Raw genomic sequence first — 19,501 nt, 5'->3', positions numbered from 1 at the left:
TTTCTAGTAAAAAATTTATGAGATTAGTGAAGTTAAATGGACGTTCGACCATAGCCACATCGTGTGGGCATGGGGAAAGCGAGCGTTTCTGGAGCGGAAATCCATACCGTCCTGGTGACCAAAACCTTTATGTTTTCTCACTTCTTTTAGAAAACTTGGCTTCTCGCCATACCCTTAAGGTATAGGCAAAATCGCTCTTGCAAGGGCCTCCTCAATGTTATAAATAAACAATATACGGCTTTCCATCAAATTCGAGAGAGGTTTGTAGCAACTCATCTATCACTTCCGAGCCCCAATAATTCAAGAAGTAGAAGGTACTCCATACCCGCTCCTGAGGACTGCCATCAGGAAGCAAACACGCCTTCACGCGATCAAATTTTCTTAACTCCGTACTATGGGCCTGGCGAATACGTCTTTCGATTGTTTTTTTCATATAGTCGATCTGATTGTTGATGATCTCTTGGTTCTTTTGTGTTAATGTTTCAAGCTCAGAATCGACCTCGGCTGCCAGAGCGGCGAGCGGCGTATAGGCTGATGCCATTTCCTTTTTGACAGTCTTAACGACACCCTCAACGTCCCACTGATGCTGCCGACCAAGCCAAGCCTCTTTTTCTTTATAGAAGGACTCGCTGAGACCATCCTCTACTGTGAGCTGTTTCCCTTTTAACCATTTCTCAGTTTTACGATCAACCATCGTCAATCTATGTCTGAGTACCACCGGCGGCATTTTAAAATCAAAAACATGAAAGGCCTCTTTTAATCCAGACCAATAGGCTATTTCACCTGGTCCCCCTATGAAAGCAAGTGTAGGGAGTAAAAATTCTTGCATAAGAGGGCGGGTAACAACATTATTACTCAATCTTTCTGGATGTGTTTCAGCTATATCCAGAAGCTCAGCCCGGCTGACTTGATAGCCTTTATTTTCATTGACAAACGTTTGTTTATCCTTCCTATATAGGAGAATGCGCTCATCCTGATCATGAATAAACAGATTAGCACTTTCAAGACTCTGATCTAAATTTACCGTATAACCAGATGCTCTTAAAGCTTCGAGCTGTGTCACGACGCTACCTGAAATTTTTTCATTTTCCGCTATCAACTGATTGAAAAAGCCTGATTCTAAATGTCTAAGCTTAGGGTCACCAGAATCCATTAAGATAAGTCCTGAATCCCCAAACAATCGGTGGATTTGCCGTGCAAAAAAATCAATAAATGTTTTTGATGCTTCTGCATCCTGCTTGACTTGTGCTAATAACGCTTTGGTTCTAGATGTTTCTCCATAAGCCTGGAAAACGGATTCAATCCATACATTCAATCTTTGTTTATCAATGTCTATTCTTGATAGCGAGTCGAGACCCGTTCCTTTTTGGTGATAAGCCAATTTACGGACAGTCTCTTGATGGTAAGCGAAAACATGGTTCACCTCAGCATAGTCATGATCTTCTCCTGCAATCCAAAAAACAGGAACAACAGGGACTCCTAGTGCTTTTTCCTGCTGATGGGCTAATTGAAGAATCGAGAGACATTTATGGATAGTGTATACTGGTCCTGTAAGCAAGCCTGCCTGTTGACCCCCAACAACCACCACGGTTCTTTCATCCTTCAACTTTTGTATATTATTGATCACTTTTGGTGAAGCCTCGTATTGTTGATTAAACGCCATCAAATAGTCTACAAGTCCCTCTCGGTTGTAGCTTCTTTTATGTAAGTCTTCTAATCGTTTTTGGTAACAGGCCATGTCCTGCGTGGAATAATCAAAGAAACGTCCTATCGTACCATTGTCACTTATGTAATCTGCCGTCAAGTTTGACGTTTCAGGGAGATTTAATTTTTCAATTCGCATCACTTTAATGTCTTCCTCTCTAGACCATCTTTGCTTTTATGAGTATAGCAAAATTCAAACCAGAGTTAAAAGGTCCTGCTTATTAAGGGATAAAAAATAATCTATTCCATAACGCTTCGATTTAGGAACCGATAGTTTATGTCCTCGTAAACCTCTTTATATTTGGTTGGCGATCCCTGAAATGAGACCGTAAATGATCAGCACGATATAAAGAGACATAAAGATGAGAAAATTAAAACGCCATGCGCCTCTAATAAGCTTCTTAGGCTGTATATTGTCCTTAAAAATCCAATTTAACCCAGTGAAAAGAAAAGCGATCAAAATAAACGCAAAAAGAATACGGCCAAAAAAATGATGATGCCAAATCCCGTACATTACGACATCAACAGAAAGGATGGTAAAAAAAGTGGTGATATCCACGGACCAATGAAGGGCTTTTTTTGCTTCCTTGAAGATTCCTTTAAATAGCCAATAAAGAGCAAACAAAGTGACCATTGGTGCCGCAATGAGGACTGCAAATAAATAGATAAATAGAGTCAATGTCCTACTCCCCTCGTTGCTTTTGTTATCTCTTTTTATTAAAGTTTACACAATTCTTTGTTTTCAGGTCAATTTTTTGTTTAGTTCCTCCTCTATTCCTACACTTCCTCATTTGACTTTCTGAATAAAGTGGTTTTCATAAAAAAGTGATCTCAAACTATACTATAATAGAAAAGGAGCGCTCTATAAAGATATTTCAATGAAGCTGGATACTGGATAATGGTACTTAGGAGGCCATTAACGAGGACAGCTAGCTTATCCCATCACCAGTGATTAATTCCAAGACTTCAAAGCACTTGATAAGTTTAGAGAAGGTGGGACACGGGATAGCTATGCTAAAGGATCTAGAAACAAACCTCATGGAAATGACAGTACCTCTCCTTTCTACGGCTTTTATTTCAGAATAAACGCGTTGTTAGAATGAGTCGGTACACAATCAACCACAGGTTTGAACTATCACAAGGTGATTTAGAGCTTTGGAGACACCCATACTTTCTTTCTATCATGGAAAAGGTTCGAAATGGCATTTGTGGCATGAGACAAGCGATTTAATCTCCAATAAAAATTCACACCATGGAGCAATCCAAAAGGTTGTGGGGAAAGATGGGGTTTGGTTAGAAGCGTTACGTATATACATAACGTGATCGTGGAGAACGGAACATTGAAAAGAAAAAAAGGACCCATACAGGCATTAAGACTCGCACGATAGAAAAAACTTGGCGGCCGCCAAGTTTTTTCTCATGCATTCATAAATACTTCCAAACATTTTCGCTAACTCTTACTTGTTTCTTTCTCTAAATTAGACTGTGCAAGCTGTCGCGCTTTATCCATCATCGAAAGCAGGGTTTGATATTCCTTTTCGATGTCGGTATATTTTGCTTTTAATGCCACATAGTCTTCCTCAACTTGACTTTCTCGTTGTCGTAGATCCTCCAAGTCCTTTTTCAAACGTTCATTCTCTGATTGTAATTGCTCAATCAATTTCCCACTTTCCTTGACACTTTCTAAATAGGCAATGACAGAAGAGAGATCTAATGTGGCTAAGCTAGGCGTGGTCTCGTTCTTTTGTTGGCTAACATCAGATTGTGATGGCTCTACAATGGGTTTAGGTTTCTTTTCCGTTTTTTTCTGTTTTGCTAACGCTTTACGTTGCTGCTTCGCTAAAAGGATCGCTGTCTCATACTGCTTTCTCACAAGAGAATTCCATCTAAACCCACAAGCTGCTGAAGTTCTCGATAGTTTCTTTCCTACCTCTTGAAAGGCTTTAAGCTGTGTACTACCTTCTCTTATATGTCTTAAAACGGTTTCTGCCAATAAAAGATCTTCTTCGTCATTCCAAGCATCTTGGCGAATCGTAGACATACTACCCCTCCAATCCTTATTCTGTTTATTCATATTATGCTTTTACTAGGAAAGATAGACTAAAAAATCTAGTATAAGTTTTTTTACAGGATGAAAGGGCAAGTCTACTATACCTTTAATGCTAAAGAGACAAGCATTCCTTTTTCAGGATAGCCCATGGGCACCAAAGAAAACGGGTCATCCACCCAGCATTCATCAAAGCGGCGAATTTTCTACCGAGCCTCTTCATTCTTACGGTATAGAGCATTATTGTTTGAATAAAAAAAAACAAGGAGATGACTTCTCCTTGCTTCTTCTTAACGAAATAACTCTTATTTTTCAACAACTTCTTTACCTTTGTAATGTCCACATTCTGGACATACACGGTGAGCCAATTTCATCTCCCCACAGTTATCACATGCTACCATCCCTGGTACACTCAATTTAAAATGGGTACGGCGTTTATTTTTACGCGTTGTTGATGTTTTTCTTTTTGGTACTGCCATTATTCCCACCTCCTCCAAAGCGCTCTTTACTCATCAAAAAAATGTTTCAATTTCTCCAGCCTGGGATCAATGCGATCACTCGGACCCTCATCAGTTAACAATTCCCAGCCATTCCCTTTTAGATGCGGCGTCTCTTTAACCTTATCACTCACAACACGTATAGGCTTTTGCACTAGAATTTCTTCTATGATATACGGCGTGAGATCAATTATTTCGCCTTCCACATCATGAACCTGTTCACCTTCAGCATCATCTTCAGATAAATGATCATTGATTCGAAAGGTCTCAGACATCTGCATGCGAAAAGGATAAAGTACGTCTTCAAGCGTGACAGAACAAGGTAGGGTCATTTTACCGTCTATTGTAAGATGAAAAGTGACTGCCTCTCGTTTTATGCTTGCTAAACCGGTGACTCGTACCGGAGAAATGTCACGTACTTCCGGATCTCTTTCTTTTAAATCATCGATAGAGATGGTTTCATCGATCTCTAAAAACTCGTCTCGGTTCTTCATTAAATCAGGTACCGACCACTTTAAAACCATTTTCATACCACCTCAAAACAACAAGTGTAATTATAATAATAGTTAAGATAAATGTCAATATGTTCACCTTTACACCGCGTATAAAAAAGCCTATGCTATAGTTAATCGAAGGACAAACCAGATATTTCTGATGTTATTAATATGGAGGTAACCATGAATATCGCAGGCGTTGTTGTTGAATATAATCCTTTACATAATGGTCATTTATATCATTTACAAAAAACAAAAAATCAAACCCATGCTGATTTACTTGTTGCCGTCATGAGCGGACCCTTTCTGCAGAGAGGAGAACCTGCCTTACTTTCAAAATGGGATAGAACCCGATTAGCGCTTCAAGCCGGTGTCGATCTTGTCATCGAGCTCCCTTATCAGTATGCTACCCAAAAAGCCGAGGTTTTTGCCTGGGGAGCAGTTGCGCTTTTGCATGAAATCGGGGCCACGCATTTGTGTTTTGGAAGTGAAGCCGGAACCATAGCCCCTTTTCTAAATACTCTTGAAATCCTTTCTGAACATCAAGAGGATTATAATCATTGGTTAAAAACGTATTTAGCAGACGGAAATAGTTATCCTAAAGCCACAGCACTGGCCTTCAATACATTAGGGTTTAACATGGAATCCCTTGTAGACTTATCTCAACCCAATAACATCCTTGGCTTTCACTACGTTGAAGCTGTGCAGCGACTCCAAAGCTCGATCAAAGTAGAAACCATTCAACGGATTAAAGCCGGTTATCATGATGTAGAAATAGCCGATCAGCAAATCGCGAGTGCGACAGCTATCCGTCAGGCCCTTTTTCAGACTGAAAAGGCGCCAACGCAACTCGAGGGGCTCACCCCTCCTTTTACCTCTCGGATGTTGACCACTCTAAAGCTTCAAGGGCGTTTACGGCACTGGAATGATTATTATCCCTATTTAAAATATCGATTACTTACAGATACACGCGTCCAGCTACAAACCATTTATGAAGCTGAAGAAGGTTTAGAAAATCGCTTGAAGCAGAAAGCTCAAGATCACGAGAATTTCCATACATTTATGTCCGCCATTAAAACGAAACGTTATACTTGGACAAGACTTCAACGGCTTTGTACACATATTCTTACAGGGACTACAAAAAAGGACATGCTATCGGGACAGACGCGTGAACGCCCCAAGTATATTCGTTTACTCGGCATGAGTGACACCGGACAAATATACTTAAATCAGCAAAAGAAAAAACTTAAACTGCCATTGATCACCCATGTATCAGGCACGAGCATCCCCGGACTAGCATTGGATATAAAGGCACAAGAATGCTATCAATTAGTCCATAATGCTTCAGATGTCCATGAATACCAAAGAACACCAATCCGTTATGATCGCCCCTCCGATACATTTCTCAATAATAATTAAAAATGATCAAGGGTAGTGCATGGCCATCTATCGACCAATGCCTACCCTTTGTTTATCTTTTAATTTAGCTTTTGCAAAAACTTAAGGGCATCATCAAACTTACTCACAGGCACGATTTTCATATCTGTTCCAATATCCTTAGCTGCAGCTTCGGCATCCTTTGCCTCACCTTCTGCTGTTGGCGCAAAGAAATATTCTGCCCCAGCTTTATCAGCTGCTACAATTTTTTGCTTTATGCCTCCGATGGGACCCACTGTACCATCTAAGAAGATCTCCCCAGTCCCACAAATATCATGCCCTTTTGAAACATCCTCTTTAGTCAATTGATTATAGATTTCTAAAGTCATCATTAAACCAGCAGAAGGACCACCGATCCCTTTAGTATTAAACTTTACAGGCGGGTCGACATCTAAGCTCATATCATCTCCTTGGAGAATCCCTAGACCGATTTTCTTTTGTTCACTAGAGGTCACCCATTCGTCAGGAAAACGTGCCATTTTCGTTGTAACGCTTAAAGTTTTACTGCCTCTTTTAATTTTAAGGTTTACAGAGTCACCTAACTTTTTATTCTTAAGAATATGAGCGAGATCCTCCATTTGGTGAACAGGTTTCCCTTCTGCCCCCACAATAACATCTTTTACTTTTAAAACTTTGGCAACTGGCATTTTGGAATTGACGTTGACAACTAAGACCCCATTATATTGAAGCTTTGGGTGTTTATTCGCCGCTTTGTATGCCACATAACTCGCTTTAATCTGTGATTCATCCATATAATTGAGCTGCCTGACTTCCATTTCCTCAGGCGACTCATCCGCCAGTTGAATTTGTTGTTGTTTTAATACTTGGGTGTATTTATTAAAATCCAACTTTGTCTTTAAATATTGTAAGACATTAGCCTGACCCTCCAAAATTGTGACGAGTCGAAGGGTACCTTTTTCTTTATACCCATTCTCCACTGTTACCATGGGCTCCAAGGCATCAGCTGTCCCCGGTTGTGTAATGAAATAAGGAAGTTTAATAAAATTCATTGCAATACCAACTACAAGGACAATGACGATAATATAATAAAGGATCCTACTACGATTCTTGCGCAATCATGAGCGCTCCTTCCATGCTTTGATGAGTTGCTGTATGTCGGGTAACTGCCGCCTGGCTGTTGCTTCCCCAATTTCAATAATTTTTTCCATTGACTCCCAAACCTTTAATTCCGTTCGATATTGGCCTATGGGTGGCTTTATTACAATATCAGCACTCGGCTCTTGTAGCGTTACGATCTGTTGTTGCATAATATCAATACTGCTCATAATCACATCATATATCGAGTGGATATCTGATTTCCCATAGTAACTTGCCACATCGACCGCAATAGTGATATCCGCTCCCATCTCTTTAACAACCGTCACAGGTACCCTATCAATAACGCCGCCATCAACAAGGATCTTTCCGTCCTTTTTCACAGGAACAAAAATTCCCGGAATAGAAATACTGGCTCGAACGGCCTCGTAAAGATAACCCGAATCAAAAATCACATGTTTTCCACTTATTAGGTCGGTCGCGACAATTTTTATCGGGATCTTACAGTCCTCAAAGCGTTTGTTATGCGTGAGCACTCTTATTAAGTTCCCCACCTTCCGCCCTGAAACCAACCCCATTTTTGGCAGTGTCCAATCTACAAAATGCTTCCTTCTAAAGGTAGTAGCCATCTTAGCCATCACCTTCCAATCATGCCCACATGCATAAAGGGCACAAGCTAAAGCCCCCATACTCGACCCCGCCATAAAATCAATCGGAACTCCAGCTTCTGATAAAACTTTTAACACACCTACATGAGCAAATCCTTTTGCTCCACCCGAGCCCAATGCCAATCCAATCTTAGGTTTCGCCATTTCATTTTCCTCCCCAGCAGGTGGTCTAAACTCGTCCGAGGTGCGTATATTTGGTTAGTAGATTATTTTTCATTCTAATCATTACTTTATGCAAAGCTGACGGGGTCCATGAACCACGCCTTAAGAGGGTGTTCAAAAAGATCAGCTTTAACAGACCCTGATATCCATTTTTTGAACACGCACTTAAGAGGGAAGGGAGACTTACAGTTTGAATCGAACGAGACTTAAAACATATGTATTAGCAGCTGCAGCCTTATTCATCGCTGGAGCCATCATTGCCTATCCCAAAATTTCTGTTGAGGCATCCTTATCGGGTTTAAAAATGTGGTGGAATATCGTCTTTCCCTCACTATTACCTTTTTTCATCATTTCAGAATTATTGATTGGCTTTGGGATTGTCACTTTTATTGGTGTCTTGCTTGAACCCATTATGCGCCCTATTTTCAAAGTCCCCGGTGTCGGTGGTTTTGTTCTTGTCATGGGTATGGCTTCCGGCTTCCCAGCAGGCGCTAAAATATCATCACGATTATATGAAGAAAAACAATTGACAAAAACCGAAGCAGAAAGGCTAGCAGCTTTTACTAATTTTTCAAACCCACTCTTTCTCTTTGGCGCCATTGCTGTAGGCTTTTTTGGCAAACCTGAACTTGGCATTGTTTTAGCCCTTTCCCATTATATAGGAAATCTCCTCGTTGGTTTCTGCATGCGATTTTATAAAGGGAAAGAGCGTGTGGAGAATCAAGAGAAAACGGGCTTCTTCTTGTCCCCTAAGCTCATTATTAAAGCCGCTGACCGCATGCACCATGAACGTATCAAACGTAAAAAACCATTTGGAAAAATGTTAGGAGATGCCGTACAAAACTCGGTAACGACTTTACTCATGGTCGGTGGATTTATCATTTTATTTTCCGTCTTAAACAAAATATTAGACGTTGTAAATGCCACAGAGATTATCGCATCCTTTTTTAAAATGATTCTTTATTCACTACATATGACACCTGCTCTTGGGTCAGCATTGGTTCCAGGACTATTTGAAATCACAGTGGGATCTCAGAGTGTAAGCCAGGTCAACGCCCCGCTGATTCAACAAGTCATTATGGTCGTCTTTGTTTTAGGCTTTGGCGGTTTTTCAATCCAAGCCCAAGTAGCCAGCATCTTGAGTGAAGCTAAATTAAGTGCTAAGCCATTTTTCATCGGCCGCCTTCTGCAAGGCTTTTTTTCAGCCATTGCCGCGGTATTCCTTTTTCATTGGTTCGCCATCCCATCTAGTGAGGCGATTTACAATAAAAGCATCGCTGTTTTTCAGCCGATTTCAAATGGTATCTATCACTTTGACGCCACAACTAACGAATACTTACAATGGGGCTCTTTTATCACACTCTTTACTTTAGTTACGTTTATCTTGCTCAAAGCGATTTCTAAAAATCACACTTATTCCAATTAAACTGTATTAAGAGGATTCATATTTTAATTTCAAAGCCTGTTCTACCGGTTCAGGCACTAAGTCCGTAACCTTTCCATGATATTTAGCCACTTCTTTCACGATGCTTGAACTCAAAAAAGAATATTCTTTATTGGTCATCATGAAAAAAGTCTCAATGGTATCATCAAGTTTTTTATTCATCGAAGTAATTTGTAGTTCAAATTCAAAATCGGAGACAGCGCGTAACCCGCGGAGAACAGCATTGACCTTTCGCTCCCGAGCATATTCGATCATCAATCCTGTAAAGGAATCAACTTCAACATTTGGCAAGTCAATAGTTGTTTCCTTTAAAAGGTTTACGCGCTCTTCGACTGTGAATAAAGGATGCTTAGCATCGTTTTGTAAAACAGCAACGATGACTTTATCAAATACTTTCGACCCTCTTTTTATAATATCTAAATGACCTAAGGTGACCGGATCAAAACTCCCCGGATATAAAACGACACCTGCCATTAGATTCACCCCCACTTCTCTTTCTTTTGCTCGCTATTTTCTTAGATAAATACTTAAGGCTGTTTGTTCATGAGCTGTATGATACTTCCACAATTTTATCTCTGACGATAGATGTTCAGGGAAATCTATGGTTTTAGGATGCTCAATAACAAGATACCCCATTGCATTCAAAAGTCCAAATGAAAGGATTTTCTCTACATCCTTTTCAAGTCTTCCCGCAGCATAAGGCGGATCCAGAAAAATTAGGTCGAAACGCTCTTGGCGCTTTCCAAGAAGGTTCAGCGCTCGCTCAGCATCATTGCGATAAACTTCAGCCCGTTCTGAAAGCTGACACAACGAAAGATTTTTCTTTATTGTTTGTATGGCTGGGGGGAATTTATCAACAAAAATCATTGTCTTTAATCCCCGGCTCAGAGCTTCAATGCCTAGTCCTCCACTCCCACCATATAGATCCAAACCACGACCACCCTCAAAAAATGGCCCAATCATATTAAATAAGGTTTCTTTGACCTTATCTGTTGTTGGTCTTGTCGTTTTACCGGGAACACTCTTTAATGGTCTTCCCTTACATTCCCCTGCAATTACCCTCATAATCATATCACCTTGACCTAATGGATTTACGAAACTATCCTACCATAAAATGTGTTCGACATACATTTTTAAATAAATAATTTCAAAATACGATGTATAGCAGACTATTTATCCGTTCATAATAAATACAACAACATCACCACTCATGATGTTGTTTCCAACCGCGGAGACTTACGTTTCCCCATAAGTTTTTCCGCCGGTTTCTCCTCTCCCATTGTCTTAGCATACTCAGTATGTATGAGACACCCGCAGGATTTTCCTGCGGGTTTTTTTAAAATGTTAAAGATGCTCTTTTGGTTAAGAAAAGAACATTTTAGATGTCACTAGAGGGCACAGCGTTGATTCCCACTCTAGGGGACCATTTTCCTCAGGAGCCTAGACTAAGGCAGCTTCTCAGAGAATAATCTTCGCGAAAAATGTATTTTTCAAGATTTTCTAACAGGAGAAAGATCCGCATTGGACGCAAATCAGAGCCCGCGAAACATATTCATTCCTTTTTGTAGTGTATTGATGTCTCAGTTCAGTGTGACCAAAGGGTTTTATGACCTCAACATATAAAATATAGCGCCTTATAACTATATAAAAAGCAAAAGGTGAGACATCAGCTTTTTTAGTCTGTTCTCACCTTTTGCTATTATGGAGACGGGATTTGTTGCTCCTCATCTTCAGGTTTAGTCTCTGTTTTTTTCTTATAATGGGTACGAATCTCTTGTAGATAGGAAAGATCCACTCGCTTCGTAAACTTTTGTTTCTTCAAACGTTGAATGATGAGATCACTTTCCTCCGCATCGCAATAAAGAACCGCATATTTTAGCGCTTTCGATACATAGTGAATGTTTCCATACTTTCTTAATGTCTTTACATGTTTAATATGATAGAGCCAGACAATCATCCCTGTCCGTTCAGTTACCATGGTTTAGTCTCCTTACACTCAAACACTTATTCATTTATATAATAGGAATTACTCGTTATGTAAAAAAACATTGTTTACGCATTGAGCCGTCGAAGGGTATGACTAAGACTACCTTAGAACTAAAAAAGATAAGGTAGTCTTAATCCATTTATAGGTCGTAGCATTGTCAGCTTACATCGCTCTTGTCCTAATGACAGCTACATGCACCGCCAGAGCCACAACCTCCACCACAGCCTCTGTCAAAGAACGGATCACCTGTAGGAACTTTAATAGAGTCAGAAACGGCATAGGCCAGAGATTTACTGATCTCATTAAGGAGTTTTTCCAGATCCTCCTCGGCACTCTTATAGGCTGCGATTGTATCATTTAAATCTAAATCCCTCTTGATGTTCATCATCGCTTTAATCACTTGATTATAATTGGGGTGATATTTGCCAAAGCGCTGAACTTCATTATAGTCTTCACGAAGCTTTGTAAAGCGACGAATCAACTCAAGGGCGTCTTTATCGTGTGCAAGCTTGTCCTTACATTCACGATAATGATCCATAGCTTCAGAATCTGCCAACATCGCAACAAGACCATCCGCTTTTTCTAAGATTTCGATGTGTTCCAGTGTTGCAATCATATAAGAACACCTCCAACTGTATTGTAACATGAATTCTTTAATTTTCCATACTTTATTTTATGATCCTTTATATGTAATCCTTAAGCGCATAGGCTCATAAACCACAGTACCCATGCGCCACTTTTAGATCTTTTTCATTTTAATTATTCCTTTGTCTGTTCAGCAACGGGGGATTTGTCTTCTTCCATTAGGGACGTCATCTCCATAAACATATTTAACATCCCTAAATACTCGCCAAATTGTTCAATTTTCTTTTTCATGGAACGTCCAAAGTAATCGTCTGCTTGTGCCTTGATCTCTTGTATTGCCTCTGGATGTCTGGACAATTTATGATACCATTCTGGGTTTTGACGCATAAATGTCCACAAGTCAGGATGATGGTCTAAATATTGAATGACTTCCGCTCTCAGAAAGCATCAATCCCTTCTAAAATATGGAGGTGCCTGTTGAGGAGAGCCCCCATTTCCAGTTGGCCATTGATTTAAAGGGTAGTTTTGTTGTGGTGAAGGTGATGACTCAGGCTGGAATTGGACAATCAGATCCTGGATATTGGTTAGCACACCATTGACTTGATCCAATCGCTCCTGCATTTCCTTGGCATCAAGATTCCCTATAAAATCAAACACCCTCATTAGTTCTGCTGCTCCCTTGGGCTTTTTTTTAGGTTCATCTCTTTTTATTCCGTATTGTTCCCAAATTTCATGGTCCTCACCAAATAAAAGCCATTCATCAAAGATATCTTTCCAAGACTTCCCTTCCTTTTTTATCCCTTTAACCAATTCTGGGTGTTTCTTCACAAAGACCTTAAATTCTTCTATGGACTCACTTTTCTTATTCGCCATAAACGAATCACCTTTACCTTAATTTGTTCTGCCAATAATTAATGAACCCCTTTATAAACAGTATAGGCAAAACAACAGAGAACGTGCATAACTCCATTAGAAAACCGAGCGAGAGCACCTCCATCCTGTCTCGAGATTAAAAAATTCAGACTAAAACGTTCCGCCAGCAACGCATCCTACAGTGTCAGATATGCCTTCTTTCTTATACATAAAAAAGACCCATCCTTAAATGGGTCCCATAAATAAAGCGTATAAGTTCAAGTGTTTAAAAAACGATAAGCCGCGGCAACAAAGAGTTTTACGCCGACTTCAAGCGCATCTTCATCAATTGTAAAACGCTCGTGATGGTGAGGATAATGACTCTCTTTCTCTCGATTCCCGATGCCGATAAAAATAAATGTTCCTGGTTTCTTTTCTTGATAGGCAGAAAAGTCTTCTCCACCCATTGTCGGAGGAAGCATTTCAATAGCATCAGCTCCAAAAGTGGCTTTAACGGTCTCCTCAATGACTTTCGTCGTATCGGGATGGTTAATGACAGGGGCATATCCCTTTTCATATGTAAAACGATAGCCGGCTCCATGGGCTGCAGTAATCCCTTTAACAAGCTGTTCCATTCGCGTGATGAGCGTGTCTCTTAGGTGAGGATCTAAGAGACGTACTGTTCCTGTAAGCTCAGCAGTACCTGGAATCACATTATGAGTTGTCCCACTTATAAATTTTGTCACACTGACAACCACAGGATCAATCGGGTCCATCTGCCGAGAAACAAGATGTTGAAGATTTGTGACCACTTGGGAGGCAATGGCGATACTATCGACCGTTTGTTGTGGCATCCCTCCATGGCCCCCTTTGCCCTCAACAGTGATATGAAAGACATCTGGGGAAGCCATCATCGGACCATAAACAATACCGATTTTCCCAGAAGCTAGCGGTGACCATAAATGCGCCCCAATCACCCAATCAACATTTTCTAAGACGCCCGCTTGAACCAATTCCTTAGCACCACCAGGAAAAACTTCCTCTGCGTGTTGAAAAATAAGACGAACTTCACCAGCCAGTTCTTCTTTTAAAGAATTAAGGAGCTTCGCTGTCCCTAATAGCATGGCCGTATGCCCATCATGCCCACAAGCATGCATGACCCCATCATGCACGGATTTAAAATCAAAAGTATTTTTCTCATCGATGGGCAAAGCATCCATATCAGCTCGGATGGCTAAGGTTTTACCAGGTTTATTCCCCATGATTCTTCCAACCACACTTGTTTCGGTTGGCCTTGATAATTGGATACCCCCAAAAGAATGCAAAGTATCATAGACAAACTGTGCTGTTTCCTTCTCATGAAATGAAAGTTCTGGATGTTGATGTAAAAAGCGACGCCATTGGATCATCTCTGATCTTATCTTCTTCACTTCTGCCATAAGTCTCTCCTGATTTATCACTCTTTTTCCTCCCCCTATAATTCTACGGTACTCATGGTTTCGTAAAATCCTGCGTATAATATTTCTGATAAACACCTACGCCTAATTGAGTGAACCTTTTATCTAATAAATTTTTGCGGTGCCCCTCACTGTTGATCCAGCCCATAACAGCACTAATACCATCTGTGTAATTATGAGCTATGTTTTCTCCAGCCACTTGAAATTGGACACCTTGAGCATTTAATCGATCTCCCAAATTCCCTTCCGCTTCGGAATCATGTGAGAAATAATTTTTATCATTCATTTCTTTACTGTGAAGGTAAGCCGCTTGAGCCACATTATCATCCCATTGCAATGGTTTTAAATTATGATTCTTACGGAAAATATTAGAGATTTCAAGTGTCTCTTGGGACTCTGCTTGCTGAATGTCTTTCCACTGGTCCTCAGAAGGTGGTGAGGGTGTATCTAGGTGTCCACGATACACAATGGTATAAGGTCTCTGTTTTATTAATATGTCACTCGTCCAATATCTGACGCCGATTAACCGATTGGTAAAATGATCAAAATATAACTGAACATAATAATCCCCAAACTTAATAAGGGGCTTAACCATCATTTCGTCTTCCTCAAATTCAATTTCAACTTGGGCTTGTTTATAGTTAAGGGACAATGTATCTTGTAACGTCACTTTTTTAAATATATTGGAAGCATCTTCATTTATTTTAAAAGGCTGTGTTGGTAGCTCGTCGCCTAACGCAAAGATCGTCACAACCTTATTATCTTCAATACCTATTTGTAAATATTTTTTTTGAGAATCACTTCCATAAATCCACCAGTCATAACCATAAGCTGTTGGGTCCACCCTTTCAGGTTCACCTAAATTCTTTTTGATTTGATCAGCAGACACACCGATATAAGTATATAAGCCTTTCGTAGGCACTTTAAAACCTGTCGGCTTATTGTATTCAATTTTTGGTGATCCATCCGAACTTTTTTCATCCTTATTCGTAAAATCAAATAAAAATGTCAGCAAAAATACAATGATAGCAATCACCAAAATAAGTACATTTGTTTTACGCAGAATGGCCAACCTCCGTTTATCTTGTCTTATTCTAAGTATAGCAATTTTTAATAGTAAGAAGTAATAATGTTTGTTGTTTAATTATTAAACTTTTATTGAAATTGAGAAGATTTTATTGCTCATACACAGTATATATTGTTTGTTTTCGCTCATTATATAGCCTTAAGTGTAACATTCTTTAAAACAACCATAAAAATATATGCCCTCTTTTAATACATTTTCGACCGTTTTTTAAGATATAATCATTATTTTTTAGAAAACTCGGCTTATTGCTTCACCGCTTCGCTATGTACAGCCAGAAATTCAGGCATAGGCCTTTACACGTTAATGTTGGCCCAAATTATAATTTCGAAAGTCCTAGTAGCACTTATAAGGTCTTCCACTTAAATATTCAGTGACGCTTTTTTTCTATGAAGAGAAAAGAGCGTAACCAAACATTGCATTCCCAAATTGTTCGTACTATTATAAAATAAGAAGAGATTTTGAATTCAAGAAGGAGGTCTTGCTCGTGCGTTTTGAAGCAGCAAAAATTGAAGGCGCCATCATTCCTTTTCCGGAATTGGAACATATCATGAAAGGAATTGGAATGATTCGTGGTGGTGCATGGGATTATGAACGTGTTACATATGATTTTAAATTTGAAAATCGAACAGATGGCAGTGTATATTATTTCCGTATTCCTGGTATAGCCGTAGAGGGAGAGGTTGAAAGCAATAACGGAAAAATAAAATTACTTACCCCTTATGTCGGACGCCATTATTATCCTCATGGTGTTGAATATAATGAGCATTTTCCCGATTCCGTTGTTAATAAATGTAAAGAGAAAATATCTCAACTCTCAGAGGCCTTACATCAATTCCAAGCATAATGTCTCTCTTTCTCAGCCACACCTACAACATCATTTTTTAATAGCATATAAAAGGGGCAGAACCTGCCAAAAGTGTATAGGAATCTAAAGTTTCCTGTACACATGCTGGTATTTTCTGCCCCTGTTACTTTAGCTTATCTTATTCAATCATTTTACTCATATAAAACTCATTAACAACCTCATGATCAAGAACAACGGACTTTCTACGAATCCCTTCTACGGAATAGTCCAGACGGCTATATAGCCATAGCGCTTGTTTGTTATGGCTCATGACCGATAATTCAAATCTTCGTATTCCCTGTTTGACAGCCCAAGCCTCAGCCGCCTTCATAAGCTGCTTGCCAATCCCACGTCCTTGAAACTCTTCTAAAACGCCAAGAGTAATCGTAGCCCGATGCTGAATTCTTTTTAAATCATTACCCCGGATTGTAATAAATCCTATTAGTTCATTTCCATGATCAGCAACCAAAAGTGTTGAACGTTTCTTAGATAGAACATCCCTGATATGTTCTTGTTGTTCTTCAACTGAAATATACCGTTCACCCGGTTCAAAAATTATAAATTCGGATTGCTCGTCAAGTCTTTGACATAACTCTAGATAAAGTCTTGCATCCTCTTCTTTTATCTCTCTGATGTCCATTTTGATTCACCCGCCGATTTGAATTGAAAATCCTATTGTCCTCTTCAATATGTATCTATTCAGCGAATGGCATCTTCATGACACTTGATCCCAACAAGAAATCTCCCCCACAAAGCATACGTTCTCTCTTAACCACCAAAAACAGCATTTAATAAACTGGTATCCATATCACCTGGCCATACCAAAAACAGGAGAACATAAACCACAATACCGGTAATCGTGGTTACAAACCATATCACCGCAGTATAAGGTGAAATTTTTCGATGTAAAGGAATTTTATTTTTATTTCCTAAGTAAAGACTGATCAATCCAAAAATTGCCCCGAGCAAAGCGAAGACAATATGAAAAAACAAAAAAAGATGATAGGGTAATTTCATCATATCTGGCCCGCCAAATTTCACGTTGCCAATAAAAAGCGTTCTAAACATATAGATAACAAAAAATACAAGGGCAAAGACCGCAGCTGTCACCATTATTTTCTTATGACGCTTTCTATCTTTTGTTTTCCTGATAACGATCCACCCATAAGCAATGAATAAGCCACATAAAAAAATGAATAATGTACTGATTGATGCAAGGACAGCACTCAAAGCAATCATAACCGTTCTCCTCTCTTAAGATGCACCTTGCCATGATGAAAACTTGAGCAAGTCTACACATTTCTATCTTACCAAGCCGGCAATTGAATGAAAAGAATTATCTTTTTAAAAAATATTAAAAATAGGCTAAATTAGCCTTTTGAAAAAGATTACAATAAATAGAATTATACATCCTACAATGAAATTCCCAGTAGAAAGTAAGTTATTTTCGCATCACACGTTTCCCATCGCTTGTCGCTATTGATATAGATTGCGACGTAACGGGTAAGGTGCACGAAACAAGAGGCAAACTCACAAAAAGACGAGGCGCCTACACATAAGAGGCGATAAACTTAAAAAAGAGTATTGCGCACGCACTAAAGAAGAGGCTGACTCACAAAAGCAGCTGCCGCGCGCACTAAAGCTAGCCTCAACGCACAAAAGGCGCACGAATCAAGGGTGAAACTAACAAAAGAACATTGCGCTCGCCCATAAGAGGCAGCGGACTCACAAAAGCGGCTGCCGCGCGCACTAAAGCCAGCCCAAACTCACAAAAGGCGCTCAAATCAAGGGGCAAACTAATAAAAGCTCGCCGTGCCCATGGAAAGCGAGCGACCTAGAACGGAGACCAACATAAAATGCATCGATGCTATCCAGTTGATCGGAGTGTAAGGTGCGAGACTCCTGCGGGAACAGCACGAGCCGAAGATCCACTTGGAAAAATAAATAGTCCATTTCCAAGTTAGCTGAGGCCGTGCCCGCGGAAAGCGAGCAACCTGGAACGGAGATCAACATAAAGGTCACCCAATCTGTTACGTCGCAATTTCCTTCAACTTCTAACATTTAGGGTTCCTGAGTAAAGCAACCATCTCTTAGAAAAAAACTACATTTAATAATTGCTGCATTAAAAATGTTTTAAACAGCATGTACAAACGATTAATTAAGCCGTATTTTCTGTGTAAAAATACCTTGCTGAGCACTCAGCAAGGTATTTTAGCTTCTCATCTGTTTTAAGAAATCCAAATGATCGAGACAAAACTAATCACGGTTAAAAAAGCAACTGCCGCCCCACCATAAAGAAATAAGGATGGGAAACCATGATCTTTATCCTTCATGTGCATGAAATAATAGAGCTGAAACACCACTTGAACAATCGCCATCGTAACAATAAAGATGGCAATGAGATAATCATTAATACTATCTCTGAGCATCACAGCAGCAAAAGCTAAAATGGTGAAAAGGATCATCAGGACAAAGGAAACATAATAGTGCTGCAATTCTCGTTTCCTTTTTTGCTTTTCAACATATACATTAATATCGGATTGGTTTGTAGCCATATGCTTTAATCCCCCAATATTCCGAGTAGATATACAACAGTAAAAATGAATACCCATACGACATCAATAAAGTGCCAATATAGGGCCGCTACATAATATTTTGGAGCAGTTACTGTCGTTATCCCTTTTTTATAGGATGCAATCATCAAAGTCGAAATCCACAATATCCCGAAAAACACGTGACCCCCGTGTGTCCCTACTAAGGTGTAAAACGAGGAAGAAAAGGCACTTGTTTTATATCCTAGGCCTTCACTAAGATACTCGGAGAATTCATAGATCTCAAGCCCCAAGAAGCAAAGACCAAGAAGGACAGTAACCCAAAACCATAATTGCATCTGCCTGAGCTTATTATCTTTCATCGCCATGACGGCAAATACACTTGTTAAACTACTGACAAGAAGGATCATGGTCGAGATAAATGTCGTTGTTATACTAAACAACTCTGGTCCAGAGGGTCCACTCGCCACCTTATCCCTTAAAGCAAGGAAGGTCGCAAAAAGTGTCCCAAACAGAACGGTCTCACCGCCTAAGAAAAACCAAAAGCCTAAAAATTTATTCTTTCCTTCTAAAGTCGCTTTTTCAGGGTTGGCGAGTTTTTCGATACTTGTATGTGTCTCAGACATCG

Annotated in this window: 22 protein-coding genes; 3 read left to right on the top strand and 19 right to left on the bottom strand. The window is 39.7% G+C overall.

All coding sequences use genetic code 11. The features are described from left to right. Positions 1 to 217: 217 nt before the first annotated feature. The 5 genes from bshC to IEV91_RS01340 form a co-directional block, all read right to left on the bottom strand. Positions 218 to 1,843: a bacillithiol biosynthesis cysteine-adding enzyme BshC gene (gene bshC / locus IEV91_RS01360; RefSeq protein WP_229745355.1), complete on the bottom strand. Its 1,626-nt coding sequence runs from the start codon at positions 1,841 to 1,843 to the stop codon at positions 218 to 220. A 156-nt stretch (positions 1,844 to 1,999) separates the two neighbouring features. Continuing rightward, positions 2,000 to 2,383, bottom strand: coding sequence for a DUF3397 domain-containing protein (locus tag IEV91_RS01355; protein WP_188495276.1), 384 nt, complete (start codon positions 2,381 to 2,383; stop codon positions 2,000 to 2,002). A gap of 771 nt (positions 2,384 to 3,154) precedes the next feature. Then, positions 3,155 to 3,745 (bottom strand): RsfA family transcriptional regulator, encoded by a 591-nt coding sequence (locus IEV91_RS21945; protein ID WP_188495274.1) that lies wholly within the window; start codon positions 3,743 to 3,745, stop codon positions 3,155 to 3,157. A 311-nt stretch (positions 3,746 to 4,056) separates the two neighbouring features. Further along, the gene (rpmF, locus tag IEV91_RS01345) at positions 4,057 to 4,230 is read right to left on the bottom strand and encodes a 50S ribosomal protein L32 (RefSeq protein WP_188495272.1); all 174 of its coding nucleotides are present in this window, start codon (positions 4,228 to 4,230) and stop codon (positions 4,057 to 4,059) included. A 26-nt stretch (positions 4,231 to 4,256) separates the two neighbouring features. Further along, positions 4,257 to 4,772 carry a YceD family protein gene (locus IEV91_RS01340; RefSeq protein ID WP_188495270.1) on the bottom strand — a complete coding sequence of 172 codons (516 nt, stop codon included), beginning with the start codon at positions 4,770 to 4,772 and terminating at the stop codon, positions 4,257 to 4,259. Between the two features lie 153 nt (positions 4,773 to 4,925). Here IEV91_RS01340 and IEV91_RS01335 point away from each other — a divergent pair, with 153 nt between their 5' ends. Then, positions 4,926 to 6,161: a nucleotidyltransferase gene (locus tag IEV91_RS01335; protein WP_188495267.1), complete on the top strand. Its 1,236-nt coding sequence runs from the start codon at positions 4,926 to 4,928 to the stop codon at positions 6,159 to 6,161. 59 nt (positions 6,162 to 6,220) lie between these two features. Here the strand turns inward: IEV91_RS01335 and IEV91_RS01330 are convergent, their stop codons facing one another. Then, the gene (locus tag IEV91_RS01330) at positions 6,221 to 7,255 is read right to left on the bottom strand and encodes a SepM family pheromone-processing serine protease (RefSeq protein WP_229745342.1); all 1,035 of its coding nucleotides are present in this window, start codon (positions 7,253 to 7,255) and stop codon (positions 6,221 to 6,223) included. Beyond that, on the bottom strand, positions 7,256 to 8,047 hold the full coding sequence (locus tag IEV91_RS01325; protein WP_188495266.1) for a patatin-like phospholipase family protein: 792 nt from the start codon (positions 8,045 to 8,047) through the stop codon (positions 7,256 to 7,258). It abuts the gene before it with no gap. A 208-nt stretch (positions 8,048 to 8,255) separates the two neighbouring features. On the opposite strand from IEV91_RS01325, the gene spoVV reads away from it, so the two are divergent. Beyond that, on the top strand, positions 8,256 to 9,491 hold the full coding sequence (gene spoVV, locus IEV91_RS01320) for a dipicolinic acid transporter SpoVV (protein WP_188495264.1): 1,236 nt from the start codon (positions 8,256 to 8,258) through the stop codon (positions 9,489 to 9,491). A 6-nt stretch (positions 9,492 to 9,497) separates the two neighbouring features. On the opposite strand, the gene coaD is transcribed toward spoVV, so the two are convergent. The 8 genes from coaD to IEV91_RS01280 form a co-directional block, all read right to left on the bottom strand. Beyond that, positions 9,498 to 9,983, bottom strand: coding sequence for a pantetheine-phosphate adenylyltransferase (gene coaD, locus IEV91_RS01315; RefSeq protein ID WP_188495262.1), 486 nt, complete (start codon positions 9,981 to 9,983; stop codon positions 9,498 to 9,500). A 33-nt stretch (positions 9,984 to 10,016) separates the two neighbouring features. Then, the gene (gene rsmD / locus IEV91_RS01310) at positions 10,017 to 10,574 is read right to left on the bottom strand and encodes a 16S rRNA (guanine(966)-N(2))-methyltransferase RsmD (protein ID WP_188495260.1); all 558 of its coding nucleotides are present in this window, start codon (positions 10,572 to 10,574) and stop codon (positions 10,017 to 10,019) included. Between the two features lie 634 nt (positions 10,575 to 11,208). Further along, positions 11,209 to 11,487, bottom strand: coding sequence for a YlbG family protein (locus IEV91_RS01305; protein WP_188495258.1), 279 nt, complete (start codon positions 11,485 to 11,487; stop codon positions 11,209 to 11,211). Between the two features lie 187 nt (positions 11,488 to 11,674). Next, the gene (locus IEV91_RS01300) at positions 11,675 to 12,112 is read right to left on the bottom strand and encodes a YlbF/YmcA family competence regulator (RefSeq protein WP_188495256.1); all 438 of its coding nucleotides are present in this window, start codon (positions 12,110 to 12,112) and stop codon (positions 11,675 to 11,677) included. Positions 12,113 to 12,255: 143 nt separating this feature from the next. Then, the gene (locus IEV91_RS01295; protein ID WP_505891280.1) at positions 12,256 to 12,507 is read right to left on the bottom strand and encodes a YlbE-like family protein; all 252 of its coding nucleotides are present in this window, start codon (positions 12,505 to 12,507) and stop codon (positions 12,256 to 12,258) included. Between the two features lie 21 nt (positions 12,508 to 12,528). Next, entirely contained in the window at positions 12,529 to 12,954 is a 426-nt protein-coding gene (gene ylbD, locus IEV91_RS01290) for a spore coat protein YlbD (RefSeq protein ID WP_188495247.1), read from the bottom strand. Positions 12,955 to 13,211: 257 nt separating this feature from the next. Continuing rightward, positions 13,212 to 14,390: an amidohydrolase gene (locus IEV91_RS01285; RefSeq protein WP_373284386.1), complete on the bottom strand. Its 1,179-nt coding sequence runs from the start codon at positions 14,388 to 14,390 to the stop codon at positions 13,212 to 13,214. A 34-nt stretch (positions 14,391 to 14,424) separates the two neighbouring features. After that, entirely contained in the window at positions 14,425 to 15,462 is a 1,038-nt protein-coding gene (locus IEV91_RS01280; protein WP_188495246.1) for a CAP domain-containing protein, read from the bottom strand. 499 nt (positions 15,463 to 15,961) lie between these two features. Between IEV91_RS01280 and IEV91_RS01275 the strand changes: the two genes are divergently transcribed. After that, entirely contained in the window at positions 15,962 to 16,321 is a 360-nt protein-coding gene (locus tag IEV91_RS01275) for a YugN family protein (protein WP_188495245.1), read from the top strand. A gap of 139 nt (positions 16,322 to 16,460) precedes the next feature. On the opposite strand, the gene IEV91_RS01270 is transcribed toward IEV91_RS01275, so the two are convergent. The 4 genes from IEV91_RS01270 to IEV91_RS01255 form a co-directional block, all read right to left on the bottom strand. Continuing rightward, positions 16,461 to 16,961 carry a GNAT family N-acetyltransferase gene (locus IEV91_RS01270; protein ID WP_188495244.1) on the bottom strand — a complete coding sequence of 167 codons (501 nt, stop codon included), beginning with the start codon at positions 16,959 to 16,961 and terminating at the stop codon, positions 16,461 to 16,463. A gap of 128 nt (positions 16,962 to 17,089) precedes the next feature. Further along, positions 17,090 to 17,560: a DUF420 domain-containing protein gene (locus tag IEV91_RS01265; RefSeq protein WP_188495243.1), complete on the bottom strand. Its 471-nt coding sequence runs from the start codon at positions 17,558 to 17,560 to the stop codon at positions 17,090 to 17,092. 989 nt (positions 17,561 to 18,549) lie between these two features. Then, positions 18,550 to 18,876 carry a cytochrome C oxidase subunit IV family protein gene (locus IEV91_RS01260; RefSeq protein ID WP_188495241.1) on the bottom strand — a complete coding sequence of 109 codons (327 nt, stop codon included), beginning with the start codon at positions 18,874 to 18,876 and terminating at the stop codon, positions 18,550 to 18,552. Positions 18,877 to 18,881: 5 nt separating this feature from the next. Then, positions 18,882 to 19,499 carry a cytochrome (ubi)quinol oxidase subunit III gene (locus IEV91_RS01255; protein ID WP_188495239.1) on the bottom strand — a complete coding sequence of 206 codons (618 nt, stop codon included), beginning with the start codon at positions 19,497 to 19,499 and terminating at the stop codon, positions 18,882 to 18,884. Positions 19,500 to 19,501: the final 2 nt, after the last annotated feature.

It is taken from the genome of Pullulanibacillus pueri (assembly GCF_014639255.1).
GTDB lineage: Bacteria > Bacillota > Bacilli > Bacillales > Sporolactobacillaceae > Pullulanibacillus > Pullulanibacillus pueri.
The sequence above is the reverse complement of the archived record's forward strand: the minus strand, read 5'-3'. Positions and strand labels throughout refer to the sequence as shown.